Genomic DNA, 21,109 nt, shown 5'->3' with positions numbered 1-21,109 from the left:
ACGACTCGCAACTGCAGCAGCAGGTGATGCAACTGTTGCTGGATCGCATCTTGCAAGAGCAGCAGCCAACGCAGTCCTAGCCGCGATCGCCATGAAAGTCAGATACCTCATTGATGCGCACAAAGGCGTCACGTTTATTGTTGTCGCGGCCCTAATGGTGGCCTACAACTGTTTCACCCCGACAGCCTGGATTTATCTGGCCCTGCACGGCACCTACGGCATCCTCTGGGTGCTCAAAGACGCGATTTATCCCGACAAGCGCTGGAACCAATCGGTGGTGCCAGGAGCGGCCGCGATCGCGCTGGTCATTCTGTCGCTTTACTGGGTGGCGCCCTACCTGCTGACCGGCCGCGGGGTCGATCTGCCGCCATGGTTGCTAGCGCTGGCTGTGGCCCTCAACCTAATAGGCGTGTTTCTGCACTTTGCCAGCGACGCCCAAAAGTACTACAGCCTCCAGTACCGGTCCGGGCTGGTCCAACAAGGCCTATTCGCCCGCACGCGCAACCTCAATTATTTGGGCGAGCTACTCATCTACCTCAGCTTTGCCATGCTGGCCAACCATTGGCTGCCCTATCTCATCCTGGCGGGTACCATCGCTGGCCTTTGGCTGCCCAACATGCGGCAAAAGGATCGCTCCCTCGCGCGCTACGAAGGGTTTGAGGCCTACCGGCGCCGCTCGGGGTTGTTGCTGCCCCAGCTCGTGCCGCCTCGCCAAACAGAATCGCTCGGCCAATCGCGCTAGCCAGCAGTGGGGACCAATCGCCCTGACACGTAGGAACTCGATGGGGCAAAATCCTTCTAGATGGAATAATGGCGACCGCACGTGAGGGGATTGGGATGCAGGCGCTACACCCCCGCCGGCTGGCGGCCCTTGTCACGGCGGCTGGTTCTGCCCTGGCCCTAGCAGGCCCCACGCAGGCAGCCGGCCCCGACTTTGGCGCCCAAAAGCTCCAGCGCAGTCAAGTAATTGCCATTGCAGAGCCCTACGGCAAAAACAAAGACAAGTACAGCCTAATTATCCTGGAGCAGCAAAGCGACAAGCGCCAGTGCTGGGCGACCCAGGGCTCGCCCGATAGCCCACCCGTTCGCGTCAAGCCGCTACTTAATGAGTTTGACTTTAGCGGCATTTGCGGGCGCGCCACCGATAGCAACGGCTACTCCCTCCGGCGCAACGGCACCGATCTGGGTCAAAAATACCTACTGGAGATCGTCCGGCGGGATGGGGCACTGCACCTGATGGCCGATCCGCGCAGCGCGGATCGCCAACCCATCCACATTGGCAGCACCCGCGGCCTAGGCGAGGGCTACCTCAAAATCTTTCTTGACGAGCAGTGGCGCTTTGCCAAGCGCACCTATCAGGGGGAAACGCTCGGGCACTTTTATTTGGCCCATCCCCAACCGGCGCCCATGCGTAGCGATGGCACCCGAACGGCATCGCTTGAGGGAGCCAGTTCGGCTGCAGCCTCTTCTGATGGAGCACCGGCCGAGGACAGCGACCCGAGCGACGAGAAGGTCCTGACCTGGCAGGCCGATGCCGACTCGGATGAGGCAGCCTCAACGGGCAAAGGCTCGCAAGAAGGCTCTAAAGCGAGTTCGGCAAGCGATCGCCAAGCAGCCTCCCAGTCGGAGGCATCGCCGTCCTCAGCCAACGCCGAAAGCACTGAAAGTAGCTCAGACGGGGCTCGCCAAGTTGCTTCCCGCTCGAGCCGGCTGCCTTCGCCACCCAGCTCGAGCGCCAAGGACACAGGCAATTCTGATCGGTCCCTAGCGCAGCTAGTCGACAACCTGGAGGACGGTAGCGCTCCCAAGCGCGAGCCCGTGCCGGTCCCGGATACCGCCATCCCCCAGGGCAATAGCGGCGGCGGCTCGGCCAGCACGGCCTACGAGGTCATCGTCATGCCCGAGGGGGCCCAGCAAAAATCGCAGCTAAAATCGCTAGCCCCCGAGGCCTTTAGCACCACCCACCAAGGCAAACCGGCCATGCAGGCGGGGGCGTTCCAAAGCAAAAGCAACGCCCAAGCCCTGCTGCAAAAGCTGCAGGACCAGGGCATGAAGGCTGAGCTCGTCGAGCGCTAGCCGCTGCGCCGGCTTGCATGCCTGCCGCGCCACGCCAGACTGACATTGCCATTGTGGGGGCTGGGCCGCACGCGCTGACCCTAACCCTGCGCTTGCTGTGCGAGCCAGGGGTGGATCGCAATCAGCTCGTCGCGCTCGACCCTAGCGGCGATTGGCTGCAGCAGTGGCGGCAGCGGTTTGCTGCCTTGGGCATTCCGCAGCTGCGATCGCCCTCGGTCCACCATCCCCACCCGGAGGCGCGGGCGCTGCGCGCCTTTGCCCGCGCCCGCAACCGCACCAGCGAGCTGCATGCGCCCTACCAGCGCCCCAGCACCGCCCTGTTTAACGATTTTTGCCGGCATGCCATCGGTCGCTGGCAGTTGGCCCAGCAGCTTCGAGCCGGCTGGGTGAGCGATATCGTTTCGGTTGAGGGCGGCTTCCGCTTGCCCCTGGCCGATGGCGCGGTGATCGCGGCCCGCCGGGTGGTGCTGGCCGTAGGCGGCGGACGCCTGGCCTGGCCCGAGTGGGTGCGGCGCATCCCAACTGCCTATCCCCCCGAGCGGTTGCGCCACGCCTACCAGCTCGATCTGCGCCAGCTGCCGCTAGCCGGCGAGCGCGTAGCGATCGTGGGCGGCGGGCAAACGGCCGGCCGGCTGGCCCTGGGCGCGATCGCGCGCGGCGCCCAGGTCATGCTGCTAGTGCGGCGCGCGCTGCGCGTCCGACAATTCGATACCGATCCGGGCTGGCTGGGGCCCAAGCGGCTGCGCGCCTTCCGGGCCCAGCCCGATTGGCAAGCGCGGCGGGCCGTCATTGCGCAAGCGCGCGGGGGCGGATCGGTACCGCCCGGCGTCATGGCCCGGCTGGAGCATGCCCAGCAGGACCGGCAGCTGGCGATCGCCGCTCCCTGTGAGGTCAGCGAGGCCCGCTGGCAGGGCCAACGCTGGCAGCTGCATTGCAGCGACGGCCGCCAGCGGATCGCGGACCGCGTCTGGCTGGCAACGGGCGAGAGCTTCGATGCCGCCCAACTGCCGCTGCTGCAAGGAGTCCGCGCGGCCCATCCCGCGCCACTGGTGGGCGGGTTGCCGGTGCTAGACGAGCAGCTGCGCTGGCCGGGGTGCCAGCTGCATGTCATGGGCGGTCTGGCGGCCCTGCAGCTGGGGCCGGTGGCGCGCAACCTCTCGGGGGCGCGCATGGCCAGCGAGCGCATTGCGGCTGCCCTGGTGCCCCAGCGGTGATCGCCGGTTGCAACCGGCACGGCTCGCTAAGATCGGGCGCGGCGTTCCCTACCCGGCACCGACCATGACCCCGCGCGCGCTGCGCCAGCTCCACCGCCGCATTGCGCCCATCGTGCTGCTGCCGCTTTTGGTCACGGCAGCCACCGGCATTACCTACCGGCTGAGCCAGGACTGGTTCGGCATCGATAACGACCGCGTCAGCTTTTTGATGACCATCCACGAGGGCGAGTACCTGGGGGACTTCCTGGAGCCCATTTACGTGCTGCTCAACGGCTTGGGATTGCTGCTGATGATGGCAACCGGCACCGGCATGTTGCTGCGCGGCATTGCCAGCTGGTTTCCCAATCGCAACCGCCAGAACCTGGGCGAGCAGAAGCGCTAAGCCAGCGGCAAAAATCCCCGCATGGCCTCAAAGGTGGCCTCGGGGAACTCTTCGTGCGCGCCCAGCGCGCCCGGGATGCGTGCTGACTGCACCTCGGGCAGCGCTGCCAGCGCTTCCATATTCGCCCGGGACTGGCGCAGGGCATCCTCGGCCACCAGCACGAGGGTTGGCAACGGCGGCGGCTGCAGGCGAGCGAGCGCCGCGCTGCACTCGGCAACCGGATCCAGGGCGCCGGTGACGAACGCCGCCGGGGCAAACCGGGCGCCCGGCTGGCGCGCGATCTGCTGCTTGGCGCGGATGAAGGCTGGCGTTAGCTGCTGGTGATCGCAGTAGACGTGGCCGGCGTACATGGCGCGCAAAAAGGCCGGTAGCGTGTTGAGCCCATAGAGCGCGCTGCCAATCCCGGGCGCCCGCACCAAGCGGCGGACGAGCGCGTGCCAACGGCGGCGCTGGCCGCTCATGGCCACCAGCGGACCTTGCCAAGTGGGTGCCACCAGCACCAGCTGCGAGGCCAGCGGTGGCTGGCGCTCGGCCAGCGCGATGGCGTAGCCGGCCGCTTGACCGGGTGCCACGACCGGCACGGGCGCCGCCAGCACCTCGCGCCCAAAATCCTGCAGGAACTGCCGGTACAGCTCGGGGGTATAGGCCAGCGGCGGGCGATCCGAGTCGCCCAAGCCCGGCCAATCGAGCGCCACGACGCCAAATCCAGCAGCCAGGCGCTGGGCTAGCCCGCGCAGTTCCCCGCGCGAGGCAACCGTGCTGAACGCCGGCAGCAGCAGCGGCTCGCCTTGGCCCAAGGTTTCGTAGGCGACGGCTAGCGGCTGCCCCTGCCAGGACCAGCGGTAGTGCGGCGCGTGCCGCCAATGTCGGCGGTGGTTGCGCCATCGCAGTGGGTGGCCGTCATGGGGAATCGGTCGGGCTGTCTCTAGCTCAATGGTCGCGCGCTAGAGCGCAACCGTTTGCCCGGTTTCGGCGGAGCGGCGGGCGGCATCGCTCACCTGCAGCGCGTAGCAGCTGCGCTCGGGGCTGAGATAGAGCGGTTGTTGCCCCACGAGCGCGTCCAAAAACGCCGTCGTGTCGCGCGCGAACAGGCCGCGGCGGCTCTCAACCTCGATGGGCATGTGATCGCCGTTGCGGATGAGCGCGCCCTCGCTGCCTTCAAAAACCAGCGTGCCCTGGGTGCCGTGCAGCTCCAGGGTGCGGCAGCTGGTGCCGATGGCATTGCCTTTGCCATAACCCGCCTCGGCAATGAGCTCGCTGCCAAAGCGCAGCTGGGCGTGGCAAAAGCACGCGTTGTAAAAATCGGGATCGGCGCTGGGCCAGTAGCGGGCCTGACAGCTGACTGCCCGGACCGTCCCAAACAGGTCAATCAAGCGGTGGAAGCGCGAGAGTGCACCGCTGAACGGGAACCCAAACAGGCTATGGCTGTAGCTCCAGGGGCGCGAGGTGCGCTGCTGGGCCACTAGGGTGAGGTAGCGCGCGTAAACCGGCGTGCCAACTTCGGGTAGGTAGCGGCGGACTGCCTGATGGACCCCGCCCAGCAGCTCGATGTGCTCGACGTGCAACAGCAGCTGCCGCTGCCGCGCCAGGGCAACCAGCCCCTGGGCTTGGTCGGGATCGAGCGCAGGCGGGTACTCCACCACCACGTGCTTGCCCGCCTCTAGCGCGGCGCGGGCAATGGGGGCGTGGTCGCGGTTGACGGTCGCGATGCCGATGGCATCAACCTCGGCATCGGCCACTGCCGCCTGCCAGGACTCGGCAACGCGCGCCCCGTAGGCTTGCGCCAGCTCGCGGGTATTGTCGGGGGTGTGGCCGGCAACGGCGACCAAGCGCGCTCGGGCATCGGCGTGCAGCGCTTCGGCCCGGCGTTGGGCGGCAAAGCCAGTCCCCACCAGCGCCATGCGAACGGGCGGCTGGAGCGGCGAAGGTAGCAATGAAGCCACGGTCGTTCCCTCTAAAGACGAATCATTACCTGCTTTATAAAAATAACTAATGCTAATACCGAGACTTAACCCAATCAATATTGGGTGCAGAAGCCCCACCAGATGGTATTTCTGGCGACCGATCGAGCCAAGAGATAGCCCAAATGACGGCGCAAACTGCATAAGAAGGGCTTATCCAAACTTGCCTCCAGAATCTCATTCCTAATGCTGCCCAACACGAGCGCCTATTTTGCCTAATATCAGAGATGGGGTTGCTGCAAGCAGCGAGCGTAAAACGCAGCCTGGCAACCCGACAGCGAACGAGGAGCAACGAGTTATGGCAACTTACAACGTCCGCGTTGTCAACGAAGACGAAGGCTTAGACGAAACGATCGAAGTTCCGGACGACGAATACATCCTGGATGTTGCCGAGGAAGAAGGCATCGATCTGCCCTACTCCTGCCGCGCGGGTGCCTGCTCCACTTGCGCCGGCAAGATTCTCGAAGGCGAAATCGATCAATCGGATCAGTCCTTTTTGGACGACGATCAAATCGAGGCAGGCTACGTGCTAACTTGCGTTGCCTATCCCACCTCGGATTGCACCATCCTCACCCACCAGGAAGAGGAACTTTACTAAGCCCAACGCCCAAACGGTATGGGCCGCCGCTGCGGCAGCTGGCAGGGACCTCGGTTGAGGCCCTGCTTTATTATGCCCGCAGGGCTCTCAGGACGCGATCGTGGCAGTCACCATCCGGCAGCTAGCGCAGTGGAAGCAGCAGCAGCGCCCCATCGTCGCGCTCACCGCTTGGGATTTCACCCTGGGCCAAATTCTGGATCGCGCCGGGGTCGATGTGATTTTGGTGGGCGATTCGCTCGCGACCCACGCCCTGGGCTATCCCAATACCCTGGCCGTCACCCTGGATGAAATGCTGCACCATGCGGCGGCCGTGCGTCGCGGCGTCGAGCGCGCGCTGGTGGTTTGTGATCTGCCGTTTTTGAGCTATCAGGCCAGCCCCGAACAAGCCATCCAGGCTGCCGGCCGCGCGCTCAAAGAGGCGGGCGTCCAAGCCGTCAAATTGGAGGGCGGAACGCCTGCGATCGCGCAAACGGTGGCGCGCCTGGTCGAGATCGGCATTCCCGTGCTGGGGCATCTGGGCCTGACGCCCCAATCGGTCCACCAATTGGGCCACCGCCAGCAAGGCACTACCCAGGCCGGCGCCGAGCACCTAGTGCAACAAGCCGACGCCCTGGCCGAGGCCGGGGCGTTTGCCCTGGTCTTGGAGCACCTGCCTAGCGCGCTGGCAGGCCGCATCCGCGATCGCCTCGCCATTCCCACCATCGGCATTGGTGCTGGGCCCGGCTGCGACGGTCAAGTCCTGGTCACCAGCGACTTGCTGGGCCTATCGCAGCAGCTGCCGCCGTTTGCCCGCGCCTACGCCCAGCTGCGCCAGCAGGCCGAGGCAGCTGCCCAAGCCTTTGCCAGCGACGTGCGGCAGCAGCAGTTTCCGGAGGCGGATGGCACCGAGCGCGCCTGATCGGGCAACAGGGCCGCTGAGCTTGCGGTCGGACGTTCCGCATGTACAATGGCCCCGCAATTGGGTACCTGAGCCAGCACCGCCCATGATTGAAGTCGAGGGCCTCAGCAAGGTTTACAGCACGACGGCCGCCCTGCACGATGTCAGCTTTACAGCCCAGCAGGGCGAGATTTTGGGGTTTCTGGGCCCCAATGGCGCCGGCAAGACCACCACCATGCGCATCCTGGCCGGCTATCTGCCCGCTACCAGCGGCACCGCTCGCATCGCCGGCTACGACGTCCATCGCGCCGCGCTAGAGGTGCGCCGCCGCATTGGCTATCTGCCCGAGACGCCACCGCTCTACGACGACATGACGGTGGCCGGCTTTTTGCATTTTGTGGCCCAGCTCAAAGGCGTTCCCGGGCGCAATCGCGCGCAACAAGTTACCTCGGCGATGGAGCGCTGCAACCTGGCCGAGAAGCGCAACGTCCTCATCCGCAAGCTCTCGCGCGGGTTCCAGCAGCGCGTGGGTATCGCGCAAGCCATCGTTCACGATCCGCCCGCCATCATCCTGGACGAGCCCACCATCGGCCTCGACCCGCGCCAGATCATCGACGTGCGCAACCTGATCCAAACCCTGGCCGGCGATCGCACCGTCATCCTCTCCACGCACATCCTGCCTGAGGTCAGCACCACCTGCGATCGCGTCACCATCATCAACGCCGGTACAGTGGTGGCCACCGATACCCCGGACAATCTCACGTCCCGGCTAGCCGGCGGGACCCGCTACGAAATCGAAACCGACGGCAGCTTCGAGCAGCTGCAACCCCGGCTGGCCAACGTGGCGGGTGTGGCGCAAGTGGAGCGAGGCGATACCAGCGACCGGACTGTGCTGCGCGCAGTGGCCGAGGCGGGCGCCGAGCCTGGGCGCGAGCTGGCAGCCGCGCTAGTACAAGCCGGTGCCGGTCTCTACGAAATGCGGCGCACGCGCGCCAGCCTGGAGGATGTCTTTTTGCAGCTAACCACGCAGGAGCCAGCCACCGGCAGCACGGCGCCCGCAACGGCGGAAGGGACTGCGACCGGGTAACGATTCCATGCGCACCATCCTGGGCAACGTCATTGCCATCTTTCGCAAGGAGCTGCAAGGCTATCTGGCCTCGCCGCTGGCTTACATCATTGCAACGCTCTTTTGGCTGCTGGCGGGATATTTTTTCGTCACGCTTCTGCTAGGGCCGGGCGGGGTTTTGCAAAGGGCCGCGCAGCTGGAGCAGCAAGGGGCAAATGCCCCAGCGGTCGACGTTGCCTCTCAATTCCTAACCACATTTCTCCGCCAGCTGGGCGGGCTAATCCTGTTCGTGCTGCCCGTGCTGTCGATGGGGACCTACACCGAGGAGCGCAAGCGCGGCACGCTAGAGCTGCTAGCAACCTCGCCGGTGACCAATTGGGCGGTTGCCCTGGGCAAGCTTTTGGGGGCAATCGCGTTTTTTACGGTCATGGTCCTGCCGCTGTTTGCCTACCAAGCTGTTGTGCTCAGAGGTGCCGAGCCGCCCCTGCCCTGGCACATTCCGCTGCTGGCCAACGCAGCTTTGATTTTGCTGGCGGCCGCCATCCTGTCGCTGGGCCTATTTGTCTCCTCGCTCACTAGCAGCACGACGCTGGCCGCCATCGGGACGTTTGCCCTAGTCCTACTGCTTTGGGTCGCAGATTCCATCGCCCAGAATGTGGGCGGGCCGCTGGGGGATTTGCTGAGTCACCTGTCGCTGCTGCAGCACTATCAGGATTTGGTGCAGGGGGTGGTGAGTGCTGGCAGCATTGCCATGCTGGTTAGCTACATCCTGCTGGGGCTGTTCCTAACAGCCCAGTCCATCGATATTCTGCGCTTTGCGCGTCGCTAGGGAGCGCCCATGCAAGCGATCCGCAGCTCGCTCAAGTACCTGTCGCTGGTAGGCCTGGCACTGCTAGTGGCCGGTTTGGTGGTGGGCCTGGTAACGGGCCAATGGGTACCCACAGCAGCCAGCTTGCTGGGAGTGGGGACAGTCGCCCTATTGGTGGGGATCGCCTTTTGGCGCCGCCCGGGCGCGGTCGCGGCGGCCCTGGGCCGCTTTTTGGGCCAGCGCTCCACCCAGGCCGGGGGCAACGCCTTGGTGGCAACGCTGGCGGTGCTGGCGATCTTGGGGGCGCTCAACTTTGCCGCCGCTCAATATGGCGGCCGCCTCGATCTGACCCAGAACCAGCGGCTGACGCTTGCCGAGCAATCCCAGCGGGTCGTCCAAAACCTGCAAAAGCCGCTCAAGGTATGGGTCTTTAGCGCCAATCCGGGCAGCAATACGCGCGAGTTGCTGCAAAAGTACGACCGCCAAAGCCACAAGTTTGACTACGAATTTGTCGATCCCCAAAAGCGGGTCCGGCTCGTTCGCCAGTTTGGGGTCAGCCAGCGCGGTGAGGTCTATCTCGAGTACGGCGAGCGGCGGCAGTTGGTGCAGACGCTGGGCCGCGGTTCCCAGCTCTCCGAGCCCCAACTGACCCAAGCCATCGTCAAAATCCAGCGCGATCAGGCGCAGTCCGTCTACTTGCTGCAAGGCCATGGCGAGGCCCCGCTAGAATCCGGGCGCCGCAGCGTCTCGCAGGCCGTCAGCCGGCTCAAAAATCGGGGGTACGAGGTCAACAGTGGCGATCGAGTGCCGCAGCAAGCGGATACTGTCGCCCTCATGGGTCCACAGAATTCGCTGAGCGAAGCTGCGGTGGGCGCCTTGCGCGACCACCTCAATGCCGGTGGTGGCCTGCTGCTGGCGTTCCAGCCGCAAACCGATCCTGGCTTGGGGCTGCTACTGGCCGATTGGGGCCTGCAACGAGACGAGCGCATCATTATTGACCCCTCCGGCCGCGGTCAAGCCAACGCGCTGGCGCTCGTGCGCAACTACGGCGACCATCCCATCACCGAGGACCTAGCGGGGGTCTCGCTCTACCCATTGGCGCAACCGCTCAACGCCAGCGAGACAGAAGGCATCCGTGCGACTCCGCTGCTCCAAACCAGCGAGCAGAGTTGGGCGGAGAGCGATCCCCGACAGGAAGAGGTCAGCTTCGATGCCGAGGGGGGCGACACGCGCGGACCGCTAACCGTGGGCATTGCTTTTGAGCAGGCCGAGGCTGAGGGTGAGGGGCAGAGCCCGGCGCGCATGGTTGCTATCGGCAGTGCCGCGTTTGCCACGGATGCTGTCTTGAGTAGCGGCCGCGGGATCAACAGCGACGTGTTACTCAACGTGGTGGGTTGGTTGAGCGGTAGCGAGGAAGAAGAACTGGGCATCCGGCCCAACAAACCCGCCAACCGCCGGCTCAACCTCGTCCCCTGGCAGATAACAACCGTTTGGGCGGCTGCCCTCATTGCAGTGCCGGTTTTGGGCCTGCTGGCGGCCGCGATCGCGTGGTGGCGCAGGCGCTAGGGACAGCATGCAGCGAACGACCCTGGGACTGGCAATTGCGGCAATGGCGATCAGCGGCGGCGTTGCCGTCTACGCCGGCTACATTGCGCCCCAGCAGCAAGCCGCCCAACAAGCGCGCAAGCAACTGTTCGACTTTAGGGAAGCCCAAGTCCAGCGTCTGCGCGTTAAAACCCGCGAGCGCACGCTCGAGTTCGAGCGCAGCGATGACAGTCCCACCGGCTGGCAGATGCTCGCCCCCGAGCAGGTCCCGGCCTCTAAATCCACCGTGGTGTTTCTGCTCGATTTGCTCGCCAACGAATCCTACGAACGCCGCTTCTCAGCGCCGCCGCAAAAGCGCGAGGCATACGGCCTTACCGAGCCGCTGGCCCGCATTACAGTCGAGCTCCAAGGCGATCGCCGCCACACTTTGGTGCTGGGCAACACGGGCCTGGAAGGCCAATCCGTCTACGCCCTGCGCGATCCCCAAAAGGCAGACGGCAACCCCTCGGTGCTGCTGGTCGCCAATGACTTTAAAAAGGCGGTCGAGCGCGAGCTCGCTGGGTGGAAGCAGCCGGAGGCCCCCAAGGCCTCAGCGGAGAGCGAAACCAACCCCGATGGCTGACCCGGCGCTGCGCGCCCCTAGCACGACGGCGAAGGAGCGGGCCTGCTGGTTGCCTGGAGCCGCTCGCCCAGGTCGTGCTTGATGCGGTGCAGGATCGAGCGCTCGTCGAGCGAGTCCAGGATGGCCGCGATCGCCGCTTTGGGGCCGTGCCGTCCCCAGGAAGCACCGTTGGCGAGATAGGTTTTGCTGGCGTGGCCGATGGCGTACGCGGAAACGCCCGCCACGCCAGCTTGGGTTACCGCGACCGAGGCGTAAGGCGCCAGCGCTGCTCCCCCCGAGGCGGGCACGGAGATGCCCAAAACTCCCTTGAGCGAGCTCAGGCCCAGCGTGCCCAGAACGTCGCCGGCTCCAATGCCGCCCATGCTGACCGCAATTTGCTGCAGCAGGCCCACGGCTGCCTGCTGCGTCATGGGAATGCCGTAGAGGCGCGCCAGGGCCAGGATGGTGGCGACATCCACCACCGATCCGGTCAGCAGGTCGATGGCCGTGACAGGGTTGAGCGCGACGACCGTGGCTTTGGTGAGGGCCCCTCGCCGGATGAGCTCGTCGGCAGCCGCGGCGCGCAGCACCATTTTGCGCTGGGTGAGGCGCTCGCTGAGGCCATCAGCGTAGAGCATGGTGTTGAGCGCCACCAGCGATTTGCCCTCGCGCTCCAGCAGTGCCAGGATTTGCTGCCGCAGGGCTTCGACTTGGGACGCGCCGCGGCGGCGCTCCAGGTGGAGGCTGCCATCGGGCTGCCGCACGGCTTCGGTGGCGAGCGGGTCGGCAGCGACCGTCACGATTTCCGCCGGTGCGAGCACCTCTCGGAGGCGCTCGTCGCGCAGCTGGCGGTAGATGGCGTCGCGATCGGCTGGCGCGTATTGGTCGATTTTGTTGAACGCTAGCAGGATGGGCTTGCCCGAGGCGCGCAACTGCGCCAAGGCATCGTACTCCAGCTGGGTCAGATCCCCGGCGACCACAAACAGGATCAGGTCGGCTTGTTGGGCGATCTGGTGGGTGAGGGCTTCGCGCGCCTCGCCGTCGATCTCGTCCAGTCCGGGCGTATCGACCAGCTCGATCTGGGCGCGATCGCTGCTGGTGCGGGTTAAGCGAATGACCTCGCGATCGCTGCGGCCGGCTGCCTGGCGCGACTGCTGCCACGTGGCACTGGCCACCGCCTGCGTCACGCCGTGCAGCGGTCCGGTTTGGAACGCCGCTTCGCCCAGCAGGGCATTCAGCAGGGCCGACTTGCCACGCCCCACCGCGCCGACAGCTGCAATTTGGAGGCTGGCGCGATCGAGCTTGTCCAGCAGGGCCGTGAGCTGGCCGATGTCGGCCTCGAGCCCCGTCCGCTCCTCGGGGCGCAGATCGAGGTTGCGAACCAGGCGGCGCAGCGCCGACTGCGCTCGCTGGTAGTTGAGATCGGCCTGGATGGACTCAAAGCTGGCAATGGCCTGCTCCAGCTCTTGCAGGTCCCATCCGGATGGAATGCGGGCAGACGGCGCGGACACGAAACCCCCTCCACCCCATCGGTCGGCGTGCGAGTGCATTCGTTAGCGATCTTATACCAATTCTCGTGGCTTGTGCACTAGATTGCGATCTCCAAAAATCCTTCAATATGGGAGTTATGTCCTTTGGTTAGCGTGCATCCGCTGCTCAAATTGGTATTAGCCCTGGCGGGCGGTGGCTTTGCTACCCTTTGCCAGGGAAAGCCGCTTTGGGAGCGTACCGACGTTGCCTGCCCAGCGCTTGCCCGAGACCATCGCCCGCGTCCGCATTACCTGGCAGTCGCTGCAACAGGGGGAGATTGCGGGTGAAGTGCAGGCAGCGGCTTACCGCTGGCAGTTTCAGTGGCGCTTTCGCGACGGGCAGTTGCTCGTTCGCCCCTCGCTGGGTCGGGCGCTGATCCGCGAGCCGCTGAGTCGCTTCCTCGAGCGCTGCGACTACCAACTCGAGCCCGGCGGCGATTACGAGTTCAAAATTCGGGCGCGGCTCTAGGCATCTGCCTGCTGCCAGTAGCGCTCGATCAGCAACCAGGCGACGATGCCGTCAATGGGGCCAGGCGGCGTGCGCAACCCCCGCGGAACGAGGCGCAGCAACCCGCGGGGCGGATGCAGCTTCCAGTAGCGATCACGGGCCTCCAGCGAGCTGTGGCGTTCATCCACCAGCGTAATGGGCACGGGATGGGACAGGCCCTCGCGCAGCCGAGCTTGCCACTCACCGGCAGTAGTGCCGTTGCCCATGACAATGCGCTCGATGGGATAGTGGCGGCACCACCGCTCGACCGCGGCCAGCACCGCCTGCGAGCCAACCGATTGATGCGCGCGCAGCTCGCCTGCCTCGTCGGCTAGCGCCAAACCGCATTTATCCCGGCCGGGGTCAAAGCCTACTATCACGGCAGCTAGCTGGCTTGGGGGGAGTTGGTTCCCAGTTCCGAGCTACTAAAAACGACTTTGCCATCTTTGAGCGCAACCAGCTTGAGCTCGAGCGGTCCGGCCGTCTCGGCCGGCTGAGCCGCCTGGGCCTGGATGCGATCAAACTGGCCGGCTGAGGCTTGGTTGAGCCGCTCGAAAAAGTTGGTTAGCGCCAGCGTACCGGTCTCGACGCGAACGTCGCCTAGAATGCCAGAGCGGCGCGCGCGGAACTTGGCGGCCGATAGCAACCGGTCGAGCCGGTTTTGCAGTTGCGAGCGCCCCATTTGCTCCGTGTCGATCGACACGGTCGAGATCGCCTCGCCTGCGCCAAATATTTGCTTGTTGGGCGCCACGATCGTAAAAACGCCCACTTTGTCCTCACCCATGACGTAGTTGCCATCCGAGCGGATTTGGAGCACGTATTCGCGACCGTCGCTGATTTTTTGCCTGAGGTTTTTGACCTGGGCCTTGGTTATGGCAATGACGCGCTCGTCAACCTGGTTGTTGTTGGGACGCGTCGCGCGGTAGGCGCGCTTGTTGGCTTCCTGCAGCAGCTTGTCGACAATTTGCTGGGCGTCGCTAGATTTCTCGATGCGCGTAATGGCGCTAGCGAGCACCCGATCTTTAGGCAAAACCACATCGCCCCGCCGCAGGGTCTGGTACTCCTGGCGAAAGCGGCTCGCCCGCCTTTGCAGTAGCGATAGTTCTTGTTGGAGGTCTTGGAGGCGGGCTTGCCGCTGCTTGAGGGTCTCGTTTTTCTGGGCGATCTGCTCGTCGAGCTGAGCGATTTTATTATCGCGCTGCTCGATTTGCGCTTTGAGCTGTTGTTGCTGCTCCCGCAACGCTTGCAAGCGGTCGCGGGTTGCCTGCAGCTTTTGTTGCTGTTGCGCGATTTTCTGTTCGCGCTGCTCGATTTGGGCTTTGAGCTGCTCTTGGCGCCCCTGCAGTTCCTGCAGGCGGTTTCGGCTGGCTTCCAGTTTTTGCTGTTGTTGGGCGATCTTTTGCTCGCGCTGCTTGAGCTTGCCATCGAGGCTCTCAATTTTGTTGGCTAGGCGATCGCGCTCGGCAACTAGCGACTGGCGCTCGCTGCGCAGCGATGCCACTTGCGATTGGAGCTTGTCGAGTTGCTTGGAGGTGCGATCCAGCTTCGATTGGGCGTGCTGGTAGTCGCGGTTGGTGGTTTGCTGGCGCTCCTCCAGCTTCTGGAGCTTGTCGCGCGCTTGCTCGAGCTCGCGCTGGGCTTGCCGGCGCTTGGCCAGAATTTCATCCAGTCGAAAGACGCCTTGGCGCAGCGATTGGCTCGTGGCGAACAAGATGCCCAGCGTGGTCGCCGCAATCGAGACGCCCGTCAAGAAAGTAGCGGCGATGGCCGTTTGGCGCGGCCGCAGCTTGAACAGCCGCAACCGCGATTTGCCCACTTTGCTCCCCAGGTGATCGCCGAGGATCGCCAGCACGCCCCCCAGAAGCAAAACGGCGGCGATGAGGATGTAGGCGCTGGTCATTGCGGCAGTGGCAGCGGCTGGGCGCGCCCTTCCACTGTAAGCGATTGTCCCGATGGCCGGGCCCGCGCTAGCTGAATTGCTGGCTGAGCGCTACTGGATTGTGTACGGTAATGCGTTTTTTGCGGATCGAGATTTGGGCTTGCTCGCGCAGCTCGCCCAACAGGCGCGTCACGGTGACGCGGGTGGAGCCAATGGCCTCGGCAATGGCTTGATGCGAGAGCTTGAGGTCGATGCGCACGCTACCATCCGGGGTGGACTCGCCAAAGTCTCGGCACAGCACGAGCAAAAAGCTCACCAAGCGCGACTCCATGTCCCGGTGGGCTAGGGTTTCGATCATCGTCTCGGTCTGCAAGATGCGCGAGGCGAGTCCCTGCAGCATCAACCGCGACAGCTCGGGGTTCTGGTGGAACGCACGCTCGGCGCGCTCGATGGGGGCCGACAGCAGCTCGACGGGGGTAAACGCCACGGCGTGGTAGAAGCGATCGGAGTTCTGGCCGGTTAGCAGCGATAGGACGCCGAAAACGCTGTTCTCGCGCAGCAGCGCCACTGTAATTTCCTCACCGCTTTCGTAAACGCGCGATAGCTTGACGGCACCGGTTAGCAAAAAGTAGACGCGCTCGGCCGGATCCCCGGGAAAAAAGACGGTTTTGCCACGCTCGAAGGTCTCCACGATAGGCGGTAAGCCATCGCCGCCCATTTCGCGAAAAACGGTCTCGAGGGAGCGATGGGAGGCAACAAAGGCGTTCATCGGTCCCTGTTGCGGCTGCGAGTTGGGCGCGTTCGTCCGGGTCTGGGATGGACTCACCATTCGGCCACGCTTGCGCTCGCTCACGATCGATGCTGCCGCTTGCCTGCTCCCAACGCTGTATTGCCCGATACAACACGAGCATTGCCAGCCGCCGCGCAGGCAATAGGCGCCTGCTCCTTTCATGGTAAGATACTCGCCGCCGCTGGCCTGGCAGGCATCGCCCGAGACGGAGCGCCATTGTGCTGGATTTAACGGGAAAAACGGCTTTAGTGACCGGCATTGCCAACAACCGCTCGATCGCATGGGGCATCGCCCAGCAGCTCCATCAGGCGGGGGCAAAGCTCGGCGTTACCTACCTGCCCGATGACAAAGGGCGCATGGAGAAAAAAGTCCGCGAGTTGGTCGAGCCGCTCGGGCCCAGCCTGTTACTGCCGTGCGACGTTCAAAACCAAGCCCAGCTGAGCGCAACGTTCGAGCAAATCGGCCGGCAGTGGGATCGCATCGACATTTTGGTGCACTCGCTGGCATTCGCCTATAAAGAAGAGCTCTCGGGCGCGTTTAGCGAGACCTCCAAGGAAGGGTTTCTCAAAGCCATGGAAGTCAGCACCTACTCGCTGACGCAGTTGGCCCAAGCAGCCAAACCGCTGATGGGCGATGGCAGCAGCATCATTACCTTGACTTATTTGGGTGGCGAGCGCGTGGTGCCCAACTACAACGTCATGGGCGTTGCCAAGGCTGGATTGGAGAGCAGCGTGCGCTATCTGGCTGCCGAGCTGGGCGATCGCAACATTCGCGTCAATGCCATCTCGGCCGGGCCCATGCGGACGCTGTCGTCATCGGCCGTGAGCGGCATCACTGAGATGATCCGCCACGTGGAGGCAACGGCACCGCTCCAGCACACCGTTACCCAGGCCGAGGTGGGCAATGTGGCAGCGTTTTTGGCCAGCGATTTGGCCAGCGGCATTACCGGCCAGGTGCTGTATGCCGACGCCGGCTATAGCATTATGGGCATGTAGGCCGTAGTGCCGCCACCTCTGCGCAACGAGCTTCCATGCCAGCCAGCGACAGCCTCGCTCCAACGCAACTATCCGCTAGCCACGCCCCGCCCGCGCGCCAGGCGCAGGTGCAGCGCACGACCGGCGAGACCGCGATCGCGCTCAGCCTCGACCTCGACGGTCAAGGTAGCTGCCAGGCTGCGACCGGGATTCCGTTTTTGGACCACATGCTGCAGCAGCTGGCCTCGCATGCGCTGCTGGATTTGACCGTGCAGGCGAGCGGCGATTGGGCCATTGACGACCACCACACCAACGAGGATGTCGGGATCGCCCTCGGGCAAGGGCTCAACCGGGCGCTGGGCGATGCGCGCGGCATTCACCGCTTCGGGCATTTTTTGGCACCGCTCGATGAAGCCCTAGTCCAAGTCGCTCTCGATTTCTCCGGCCGCCCCCACCTGAGCTACGAGCTGGCTATCCCCACCGAGCGCGTGGGCACCTACGACACCCAGCTGGTGCGCGAGTTCTTCGCAGCAGCGGTCAACCACGCCCCCATGACGCTGCACCTACGCCAAATGGCGGGCGTCAACTCGCACCACATCATCGAGGCCGCATTCAAAGCATTTGCGCGATCGCTGCGCATGGCCATCGAGCGCGATCCCCGCCGCGCAGCCCGGGTTCCCAGTTCCAAGGGCATGCTGTAGCCGCATTGCGCCATGCAGGTCGCCACCTGGAACGTCAACTCCATCCGCACGCGCCAGCAGCAAGTCGCTGCCTGGTTGCAGGAGCATCCCGTCGAGGTGCTGTGCTTGCAAGAGACCAAAGTCCCCGATGCCGATTTCCCGCGCGCCCCCTTCGAAGCGCTGGGCTACCATACCTACGTCCTCGGCCAAAAGGCCAACAACGGCGTTGCCATTTTGAGCCGAACGCCTGCTGATCGCGTCTTGACGGGTTTTTCATCCGTTCTAGAGGGCGAGCGAGCCGCCGAGCTCGACGCGCAAAAGCGCGCCATCGCGGCCGAGATTGCCGGGATCTGCATTGTCAATCTCTACGTGCCCAACGGCGCCAGCGTTGGCAGCGACAAGTACGACTACAAGCTGCGTTGGCTGGCGGCGCTGCGCGACTACCTACAGCAGCTGCGCCATGGAGGCAACGCGCAGCTCTGCGTCTGCGGCGATTTCAATGTTGCGCCCGAGAGCCGCGACATTCACGATCCGCGCGGTAAGGACGATCGCATTATGGCCTCCCCTGCGGAGCGCGAGGCCCTGCAGTCCGTGCTGGCGTTGGGCCTAGGCGATGCCTTCCGCAAGTTCACTGCCGAGAGAGGGCACTACAGTTGGTGGGACTACCGCACCCGCGCCATCCGCGGCAATCGCGGCTGGCGCATCGATCACTGCTACCTTAGTCCCGAGCTCTACCAGCGCGCCCGCGACTGCTACATTGATGCTGCCCCGCGCCACTGGGAGCGCCCCAGCGATCATGCTCCAGTGGTGGTGGCGCTTTAGGGCAGCGCCGCGCTCGCTAAACGACAACCAAGCCGTTCACCGCAGGCCAGCATGTTTCTAGTTACTGGCGCCACCGGGCAAATCGGACGCCGCATCGTGCGACAGCTGCGCGACGCAGATCGGCCCGTTCGGGCGTTCGTGCGGCTCACCTCGCACTATGAAGAGCTCGAGCGGCGCGGAGCCGAGATCTTTGTCGGCGATCTGCGCGAAGACAAAGCCATTCGCAGAGCCTGCCAGGGCGCGCGCTACGTTGTTAGCGCCCACGGCTCGGGCGGCGATGCCACACAGCTCGATTACCGCGCCAACATCGAGCTCATCGATCGCGCTCGCGAGAGCGGCGTAGAGCACTTTGTCTTTATCTCAGTGCTGGGCGCCGATCGCGGCTATCAAGACTCGCCCACGTTCAAGGCCAAGCGCGAAGTTGAAAAGTACCTGCAAGCCAGCGGCCTCAACTACACCATCCTTCGCCCCTCGGGGCTGGCCTCCAATTTGCTGCCGCTGGCCGAGCGCTTTCGCGATACCGGGCTCTACATCATCATCGGCGATCCGCAGAACCGCACCTCCATCGTCAGCACCGACGATCTGGCCCAAATTGCCACTCGCTCGGTGACGGTTGAGGCGGCGCGAAATCGCACCTTTGCCGTCGGTGGCCCCGAGATCCTGCAGCGCGGTGACATTCCCGAAATTTTTGCGCGGGTGTTCCAGCGCGAGCCCTGGACGGTCAACGTGCCGTTGGCGCTGTTTGACGGCGCGCGCGATGGTTTGGGGCTTATCAACCCGGAGCTGCAGCGCTCGCTGGGCACGCTTCGGGTCCTGTCGGCCAACGAGTTTTTCTGCACCCAGCAGGAGGTCAGCGAGCTGGAGGCCACCTTCGGCCTGCAAATGGAGTCGCTGGAGCAATTCGTCCGGCGCTACTTGGTGACCTAGCTGCCGGGGCGTGATCGCCGAGCCCCAACGGTGCGCGCTTGAGCTGCCTGGCGCGGCGCGAGCATGCCCGCCTCAACCATGCGGCCGATCACGCGGTTGCGCTGCTGCCGGGCCCGCTCGGGGTAGCGCTTGGGGTTGTAGCGATTGGGGGCCGGCAGCATGCCCACCAACAATGCCGCTCGGGCCAAACTGAGATCGGCAGCGGTGCGTTCGAAATAAAACTGCGCTGCTTCGTCAAAGCCAGCCAGATCGGGCCCCAAATAGACGCGGTTCAAATTAGGCGCGCAGCAACCGCTTTTTGCTGTAAAAGGCCTCCAGCTTGAGCGCCACAGCGCTCTCGCGCCACTTGCGCGCCAGGGTATCCTGCCGGCCGACATAGCTCGGGTAGAGGGTGCGCGCCAGTTGCTGCACGATCATGCTGCCGCCCTGGCGGATGCCAGGCTGCTGCCAGTTGACCCAGGCCGCTTGCGCCATGCTGATGGGATCGATGCCAATGTGGCTGTAGTAGCGGCTGTCTTCTGCGGCGACGACGGCCTGGCGCAGTTCGGGGGCAAATGCCGAGAGCGGCTCTCCCCGAATGCCCGGCAGCGGCCGCACCGAGACTTGGCTCCAAACCACCCCCAAGTTGAGCGCCAGCAGCAGGATGGCGCCGCCGGTGCCATAGAGTCCGCAGCGAAGGCAGCGAGCGAAGGCAGCAGCCATGGCAATGGGTAACTAGCGGTGGCGAGGCGAGCGCTCCCAGAGCGCGCTCGCTAGCAAGCTGACAATGCCCAAATTGATGCCAACGTCAGCCAGGTTAAAGATGGGAAAGCCAATCAGGCGCACATCCAAAAAGTCGATGACGTAGCCAAAGGCAAAGCGATCGATGCCGTTGCCGATCGCGCCCGCCAAAATCGCGCCGTACCCCAACTGCTCCAGGCGCTTGAAGCGCGGCCCAAACCAAGCCCAACCCGCCAGCCCGAGGCTGACAGCCAGCGACAGCCAGCGCAGCCACCCCCCGGTCTCATCGAACAAGCTAAAGGCAGCGCCGGGGTTGACGGCGTAGGTGAAGTGGAAAACGCCCGGCCAAAGCGGCACCGTCTGCCCCAAGACCTCAAAATGGCGCGTAACCCAGTACTTGGCGATGCGATCAGCAACTGCCCCCAGCAGGGCAGTGGCCCAAAACAGCCGGTTTCCGCTTGCAGGCAGCATGGGCGCTCCTCAAATGGGAAAGTAGCAACGGTCGGCCTCAGTAGAACAGTAGCTGGCGCAGCCCAAAGGCAAGCGCCACTGCCGAACACGCAACGGCTAGCTGACCGGGCAATAGCTCGAGCGAGTACTGCGATAGCGCAGCGCCGAGCGGGAGGCGATCGCCGTCAGCAGCCGTCAGACCGTAGCTGCCCAGCAAGTAAGCAACTCCGCAAGCGTGGATGGCCGCTAACCCCACCAGCGCGCCTGCGGCCAAGCGCTCCAGGGGCGGCTTGTCCTTGCGGGCCACGCGCCCGCAAAGCCAAGCCCCCGGCACAAAGCCCAGCAGGTAGCCAAAGGTGGGCTCGGTCACATAGCCCAGCCCGCCGCCATGCGCAAACACCGGGATGCCGGCCAGCCCCAGGCCCAAATAGGCCATTTGGGACCAAGCACCTGCCTGGGCTCCCCCAGCGCATCCCACCAACAGGACTGCCCCCACCTGGCAGCTCACGCCCAGCGAGGCGATCGGGGGGCGCGCGCCGTCCCACGTCCAAGGCCAGGGGGTAACAAAGGCCTCAATGAAGGTACCGCCCACCGTCAGCATCAAACCGATGAGCGCCCACAGCAACCGGTGGAGAGCCGACACGATCCAATGCCTGGGCCGCGTGCAACCTAGCAACCCTAGCACAGCACGGGAGAGCGCCCGGCTGCCAGCCTGTACCGACC

At 64.6% G+C, this 21,109-nt stretch carries 25 protein-coding genes; 15 read left to right on the top strand and 10 right to left on the bottom strand.

What is annotated here, in order from left to right; translation table 11 throughout:
* The first annotated feature begins 91 nt into the window (after nt 1–91).
* From BRC58_09375 to BRC58_09360, 4 genes are all read left to right on the top strand, one after another.
* Nucleotides 92–742: a steroid 5-alpha reductase gene (locus tag BRC58_09375; protein ID PSP16438.1), complete on the top strand. Its 651-nt coding sequence runs from the start codon at nt 92–94 to the stop codon at nt 740–742.
* Nucleotides 743–810: 68 nt separating this feature from the next.
* On the top strand, nt 811–2,076 hold the full coding sequence (locus BRC58_09370; protein ID PSP16437.1) for a hypothetical protein: 1,266 nt from the start codon (nt 811–813) through the stop codon (nt 2,074–2,076).
* 17 nt (nt 2,077–2,093) lie between these two features.
* Entirely contained in the window at nt 2,094–3,290 is a 1,197-nt protein-coding gene (locus BRC58_09365; protein PSP16436.1) for an FAD-dependent oxidoreductase, read from the top strand.
* Between the two features lie 64 nt (nt 3,291–3,354).
* Complete coding sequence (locus BRC58_09360; protein PSP16445.1) at nt 3,355–3,672, top strand: peptidase; 318 nt, start codon at nt 3,355–3,357, stop codon at nt 3,670–3,672.
* On the opposite strand, the gene BRC58_09355 is transcribed toward BRC58_09360, so the two are convergent.
* The gene (locus BRC58_09355; GenBank protein PSP16435.1) at nt 3,669–4,562 is read right to left on the bottom strand and encodes an alpha/beta hydrolase; all 894 of its coding nucleotides are present in this window, start codon (nt 4,560–4,562) and stop codon (nt 3,669–3,671) included. The genes BRC58_09360 and BRC58_09355 overlap by 4 nt on opposite strands.
* 54 nt (nt 4,563–4,616) lie before the next feature.
* Nucleotides 4,617–5,573, bottom strand: a complete 957-nt coding sequence (locus BRC58_09350; protein ID PSP16434.1) for a glycosyl transferase family 2 — start codon at nt 5,571–5,573, stop codon at nt 4,617–4,619.
* 358 nt (nt 5,574–5,931) lie between these two features.
* On the opposite strand from BRC58_09350, the gene BRC58_09345 reads away from it, so the two are divergent.
* The 6 genes from BRC58_09345 to BRC58_09320 all read left to right on the top strand — a co-directional run bounded on the left by BRC58_09345 (nt 5,932) and on the right by BRC58_09320 (nt 11,149).
* Complete coding sequence (locus BRC58_09345; GenBank protein ID PSP16433.1) at nt 5,932–6,231, top strand: ferredoxin; 300 nt, start codon at nt 5,932–5,934, stop codon at nt 6,229–6,231.
* A 100-nt stretch (nt 6,232–6,331) separates the two neighbouring features.
* Nucleotides 6,332–7,129, top strand: a complete 798-nt coding sequence (gene panB, locus BRC58_09340) for a 3-methyl-2-oxobutanoate hydroxymethyltransferase (GenBank protein PSP16432.1) — start codon at nt 6,332–6,334, stop codon at nt 7,127–7,129.
* A gap of 85 nt (nt 7,130–7,214) precedes the next feature.
* Nucleotides 7,215–8,195: an MFS transporter gene (locus BRC58_09335; protein PSP16431.1), complete on the top strand. Its 981-nt coding sequence runs from the start codon at nt 7,215–7,217 to the stop codon at nt 8,193–8,195.
* 7 nt (nt 8,196–8,202) lie between these two features.
* Nucleotides 8,203–9,003 (top strand): ABC transporter permease, encoded by an 801-nt coding sequence (locus BRC58_09330; protein PSP16430.1) that lies wholly within the window; start codon nt 8,203–8,205, stop codon nt 9,001–9,003.
* A 9-nt stretch (nt 9,004–9,012) separates the two neighbouring features.
* Complete coding sequence (locus BRC58_09325; GenBank protein ID PSP16429.1) at nt 9,013–10,548, top strand: ABC transporter; 1,536 nt, start codon at nt 9,013–9,015, stop codon at nt 10,546–10,548.
* A 7-nt stretch (nt 10,549–10,555) separates the two neighbouring features.
* Nucleotides 10,556–11,149 (top strand): hypothetical protein, encoded by a 594-nt coding sequence (locus BRC58_09320; GenBank protein PSP16428.1) that lies wholly within the window; start codon nt 10,556–10,558, stop codon nt 11,147–11,149.
* A 17-nt stretch (nt 11,150–11,166) separates the two neighbouring features.
* Here the strand turns inward: BRC58_09320 and BRC58_09315 are convergent, their stop codons facing one another.
* Nucleotides 11,167–12,678: a GTP-binding protein gene (locus BRC58_09315; protein ID PSP16427.1), complete on the bottom strand. Its 1,512-nt coding sequence runs from the start codon at nt 12,676–12,678 to the stop codon at nt 11,167–11,169.
* Between the two features lie 184 nt (nt 12,679–12,862).
* Here BRC58_09315 and BRC58_09310 point away from each other — a divergent pair, with 184 nt between their 5' ends.
* A complete protein-coding gene (locus tag BRC58_09310) occupies nt 12,863–13,126 on the top strand; it encodes a DUF3146 domain-containing protein (protein ID PSP16426.1) in 264 nt (87 codons plus the stop codon).
* Here BRC58_09310 and BRC58_09305 read toward each other — a convergent pair.
* The 3 genes from BRC58_09305 to ntcA all read right to left on the bottom strand — a co-directional run bounded on the left by BRC58_09305 (nt 13,123) and on the right by ntcA (nt 15,792).
* Complete coding sequence (locus BRC58_09305; GenBank protein ID PSP16425.1) at nt 13,123–13,524, bottom strand: resolvase; 402 nt, start codon at nt 13,522–13,524, stop codon at nt 13,123–13,125. The two genes, BRC58_09310 and BRC58_09305, sit on opposite strands and share 4 nt — an antisense overlap.
* A gap of 5 nt (nt 13,525–13,529) precedes the next feature.
* A complete protein-coding gene (locus BRC58_09300) occupies nt 13,530–15,044 on the bottom strand; it encodes a DUF3084 domain-containing protein (protein ID PSP16424.1) in 1,515 nt (504 codons plus the stop codon).
* A gap of 67 nt (nt 15,045–15,111) precedes the next feature.
* Nucleotides 15,112–15,792 (bottom strand): global nitrogen regulator NtcA, encoded by a 681-nt coding sequence (ntcA, locus tag BRC58_09295; protein ID PSP16423.1) that lies wholly within the window; start codon nt 15,790–15,792, stop codon nt 15,112–15,114.
* Nucleotides 15,793–16,031: 239 nt separating this feature from the next.
* On the opposite strand from ntcA, the gene BRC58_09290 reads away from it, so the two are divergent.
* From BRC58_09290 to BRC58_09275, 4 genes are read left to right on the top strand one after another with little or no spacing between them, the layout of a single operon-like run.
* Nucleotides 16,032–16,808, top strand: a complete 777-nt coding sequence (locus tag BRC58_09290) for an enoyl-[acyl-carrier-protein] reductase FabI (protein PSP16422.1) — start codon at nt 16,032–16,034, stop codon at nt 16,806–16,808.
* A 35-nt stretch (nt 16,809–16,843) separates the two neighbouring features.
* Nucleotides 16,844–17,488: an imidazoleglycerol-phosphate dehydratase HisB gene (locus BRC58_09285; GenBank protein PSP16421.1), complete on the top strand. Its 645-nt coding sequence runs from the start codon at nt 16,844–16,846 to the stop codon at nt 17,486–17,488.
* A 12-nt stretch (nt 17,489–17,500) separates the two neighbouring features.
* The gene (gene xth / locus BRC58_09280; protein ID PSP16420.1) at nt 17,501–18,289 is read left to right on the top strand and encodes an exodeoxyribonuclease III; all 789 of its coding nucleotides are present in this window, start codon (nt 17,501–17,503) and stop codon (nt 18,287–18,289) included.
* Between the two features lie 51 nt (nt 18,290–18,340).
* Nucleotides 18,341–19,216: an oxidoreductase gene (locus BRC58_09275; GenBank protein ID PSP16419.1), complete on the top strand. Its 876-nt coding sequence runs from the start codon at nt 18,341–18,343 to the stop codon at nt 19,214–19,216.
* Here the strand turns inward: BRC58_09275 and BRC58_09270 are convergent.
* The 4 genes from BRC58_09270 to BRC58_09255 are packed head-to-tail and all read right to left on the bottom strand — an operon-like array spanning nt 19,213 to nt 21,032.
* Nucleotides 19,213–19,593: a hypothetical protein gene (locus BRC58_09270; GenBank protein PSP16418.1), complete on the bottom strand. Its 381-nt coding sequence runs from the start codon at nt 19,591–19,593 to the stop codon at nt 19,213–19,215. The two genes, BRC58_09275 and BRC58_09270, sit on opposite strands and share 4 nt — an antisense overlap.
* On the bottom strand, nt 19,493–19,918 hold the full coding sequence (locus BRC58_09265; GenBank protein ID PSP16417.1) for a hypothetical protein: 426 nt from the start codon (nt 19,916–19,918) through the stop codon (nt 19,493–19,495). The genes BRC58_09270 and BRC58_09265 overlap by 101 nt, the downstream gene beginning before the upstream one ends.
* A 12-nt stretch (nt 19,919–19,930) precedes the next feature.
* On the bottom strand, nt 19,931–20,407 hold the full coding sequence (locus BRC58_09260) for a signal peptidase II (protein PSP16416.1): 477 nt from the start codon (nt 20,405–20,407) through the stop codon (nt 19,931–19,933).
* 37 nt (nt 20,408–20,444) lie between these two features.
* A complete protein-coding gene (locus tag BRC58_09255) occupies nt 20,445–21,032 on the bottom strand; it encodes a biotin transporter BioY (protein PSP16444.1) in 588 nt (195 codons plus the stop codon).
* Between the last annotated feature and the right edge of the window lie 77 nt (nt 21,033–21,109).

It is taken from the genome of Cyanobacteria bacterium QS_8_64_29, from assembly GCA_003022125.1.
Lineage (GTDB): Bacteria > Cyanobacteriota > Cyanobacteriia > Cyanobacteriales > Rubidibacteraceae > QS-8-64-29.
Note: the sequence above shows the minus strand (reverse complement) of the source record. Positions and strands in the feature narration are given on the sequence as shown.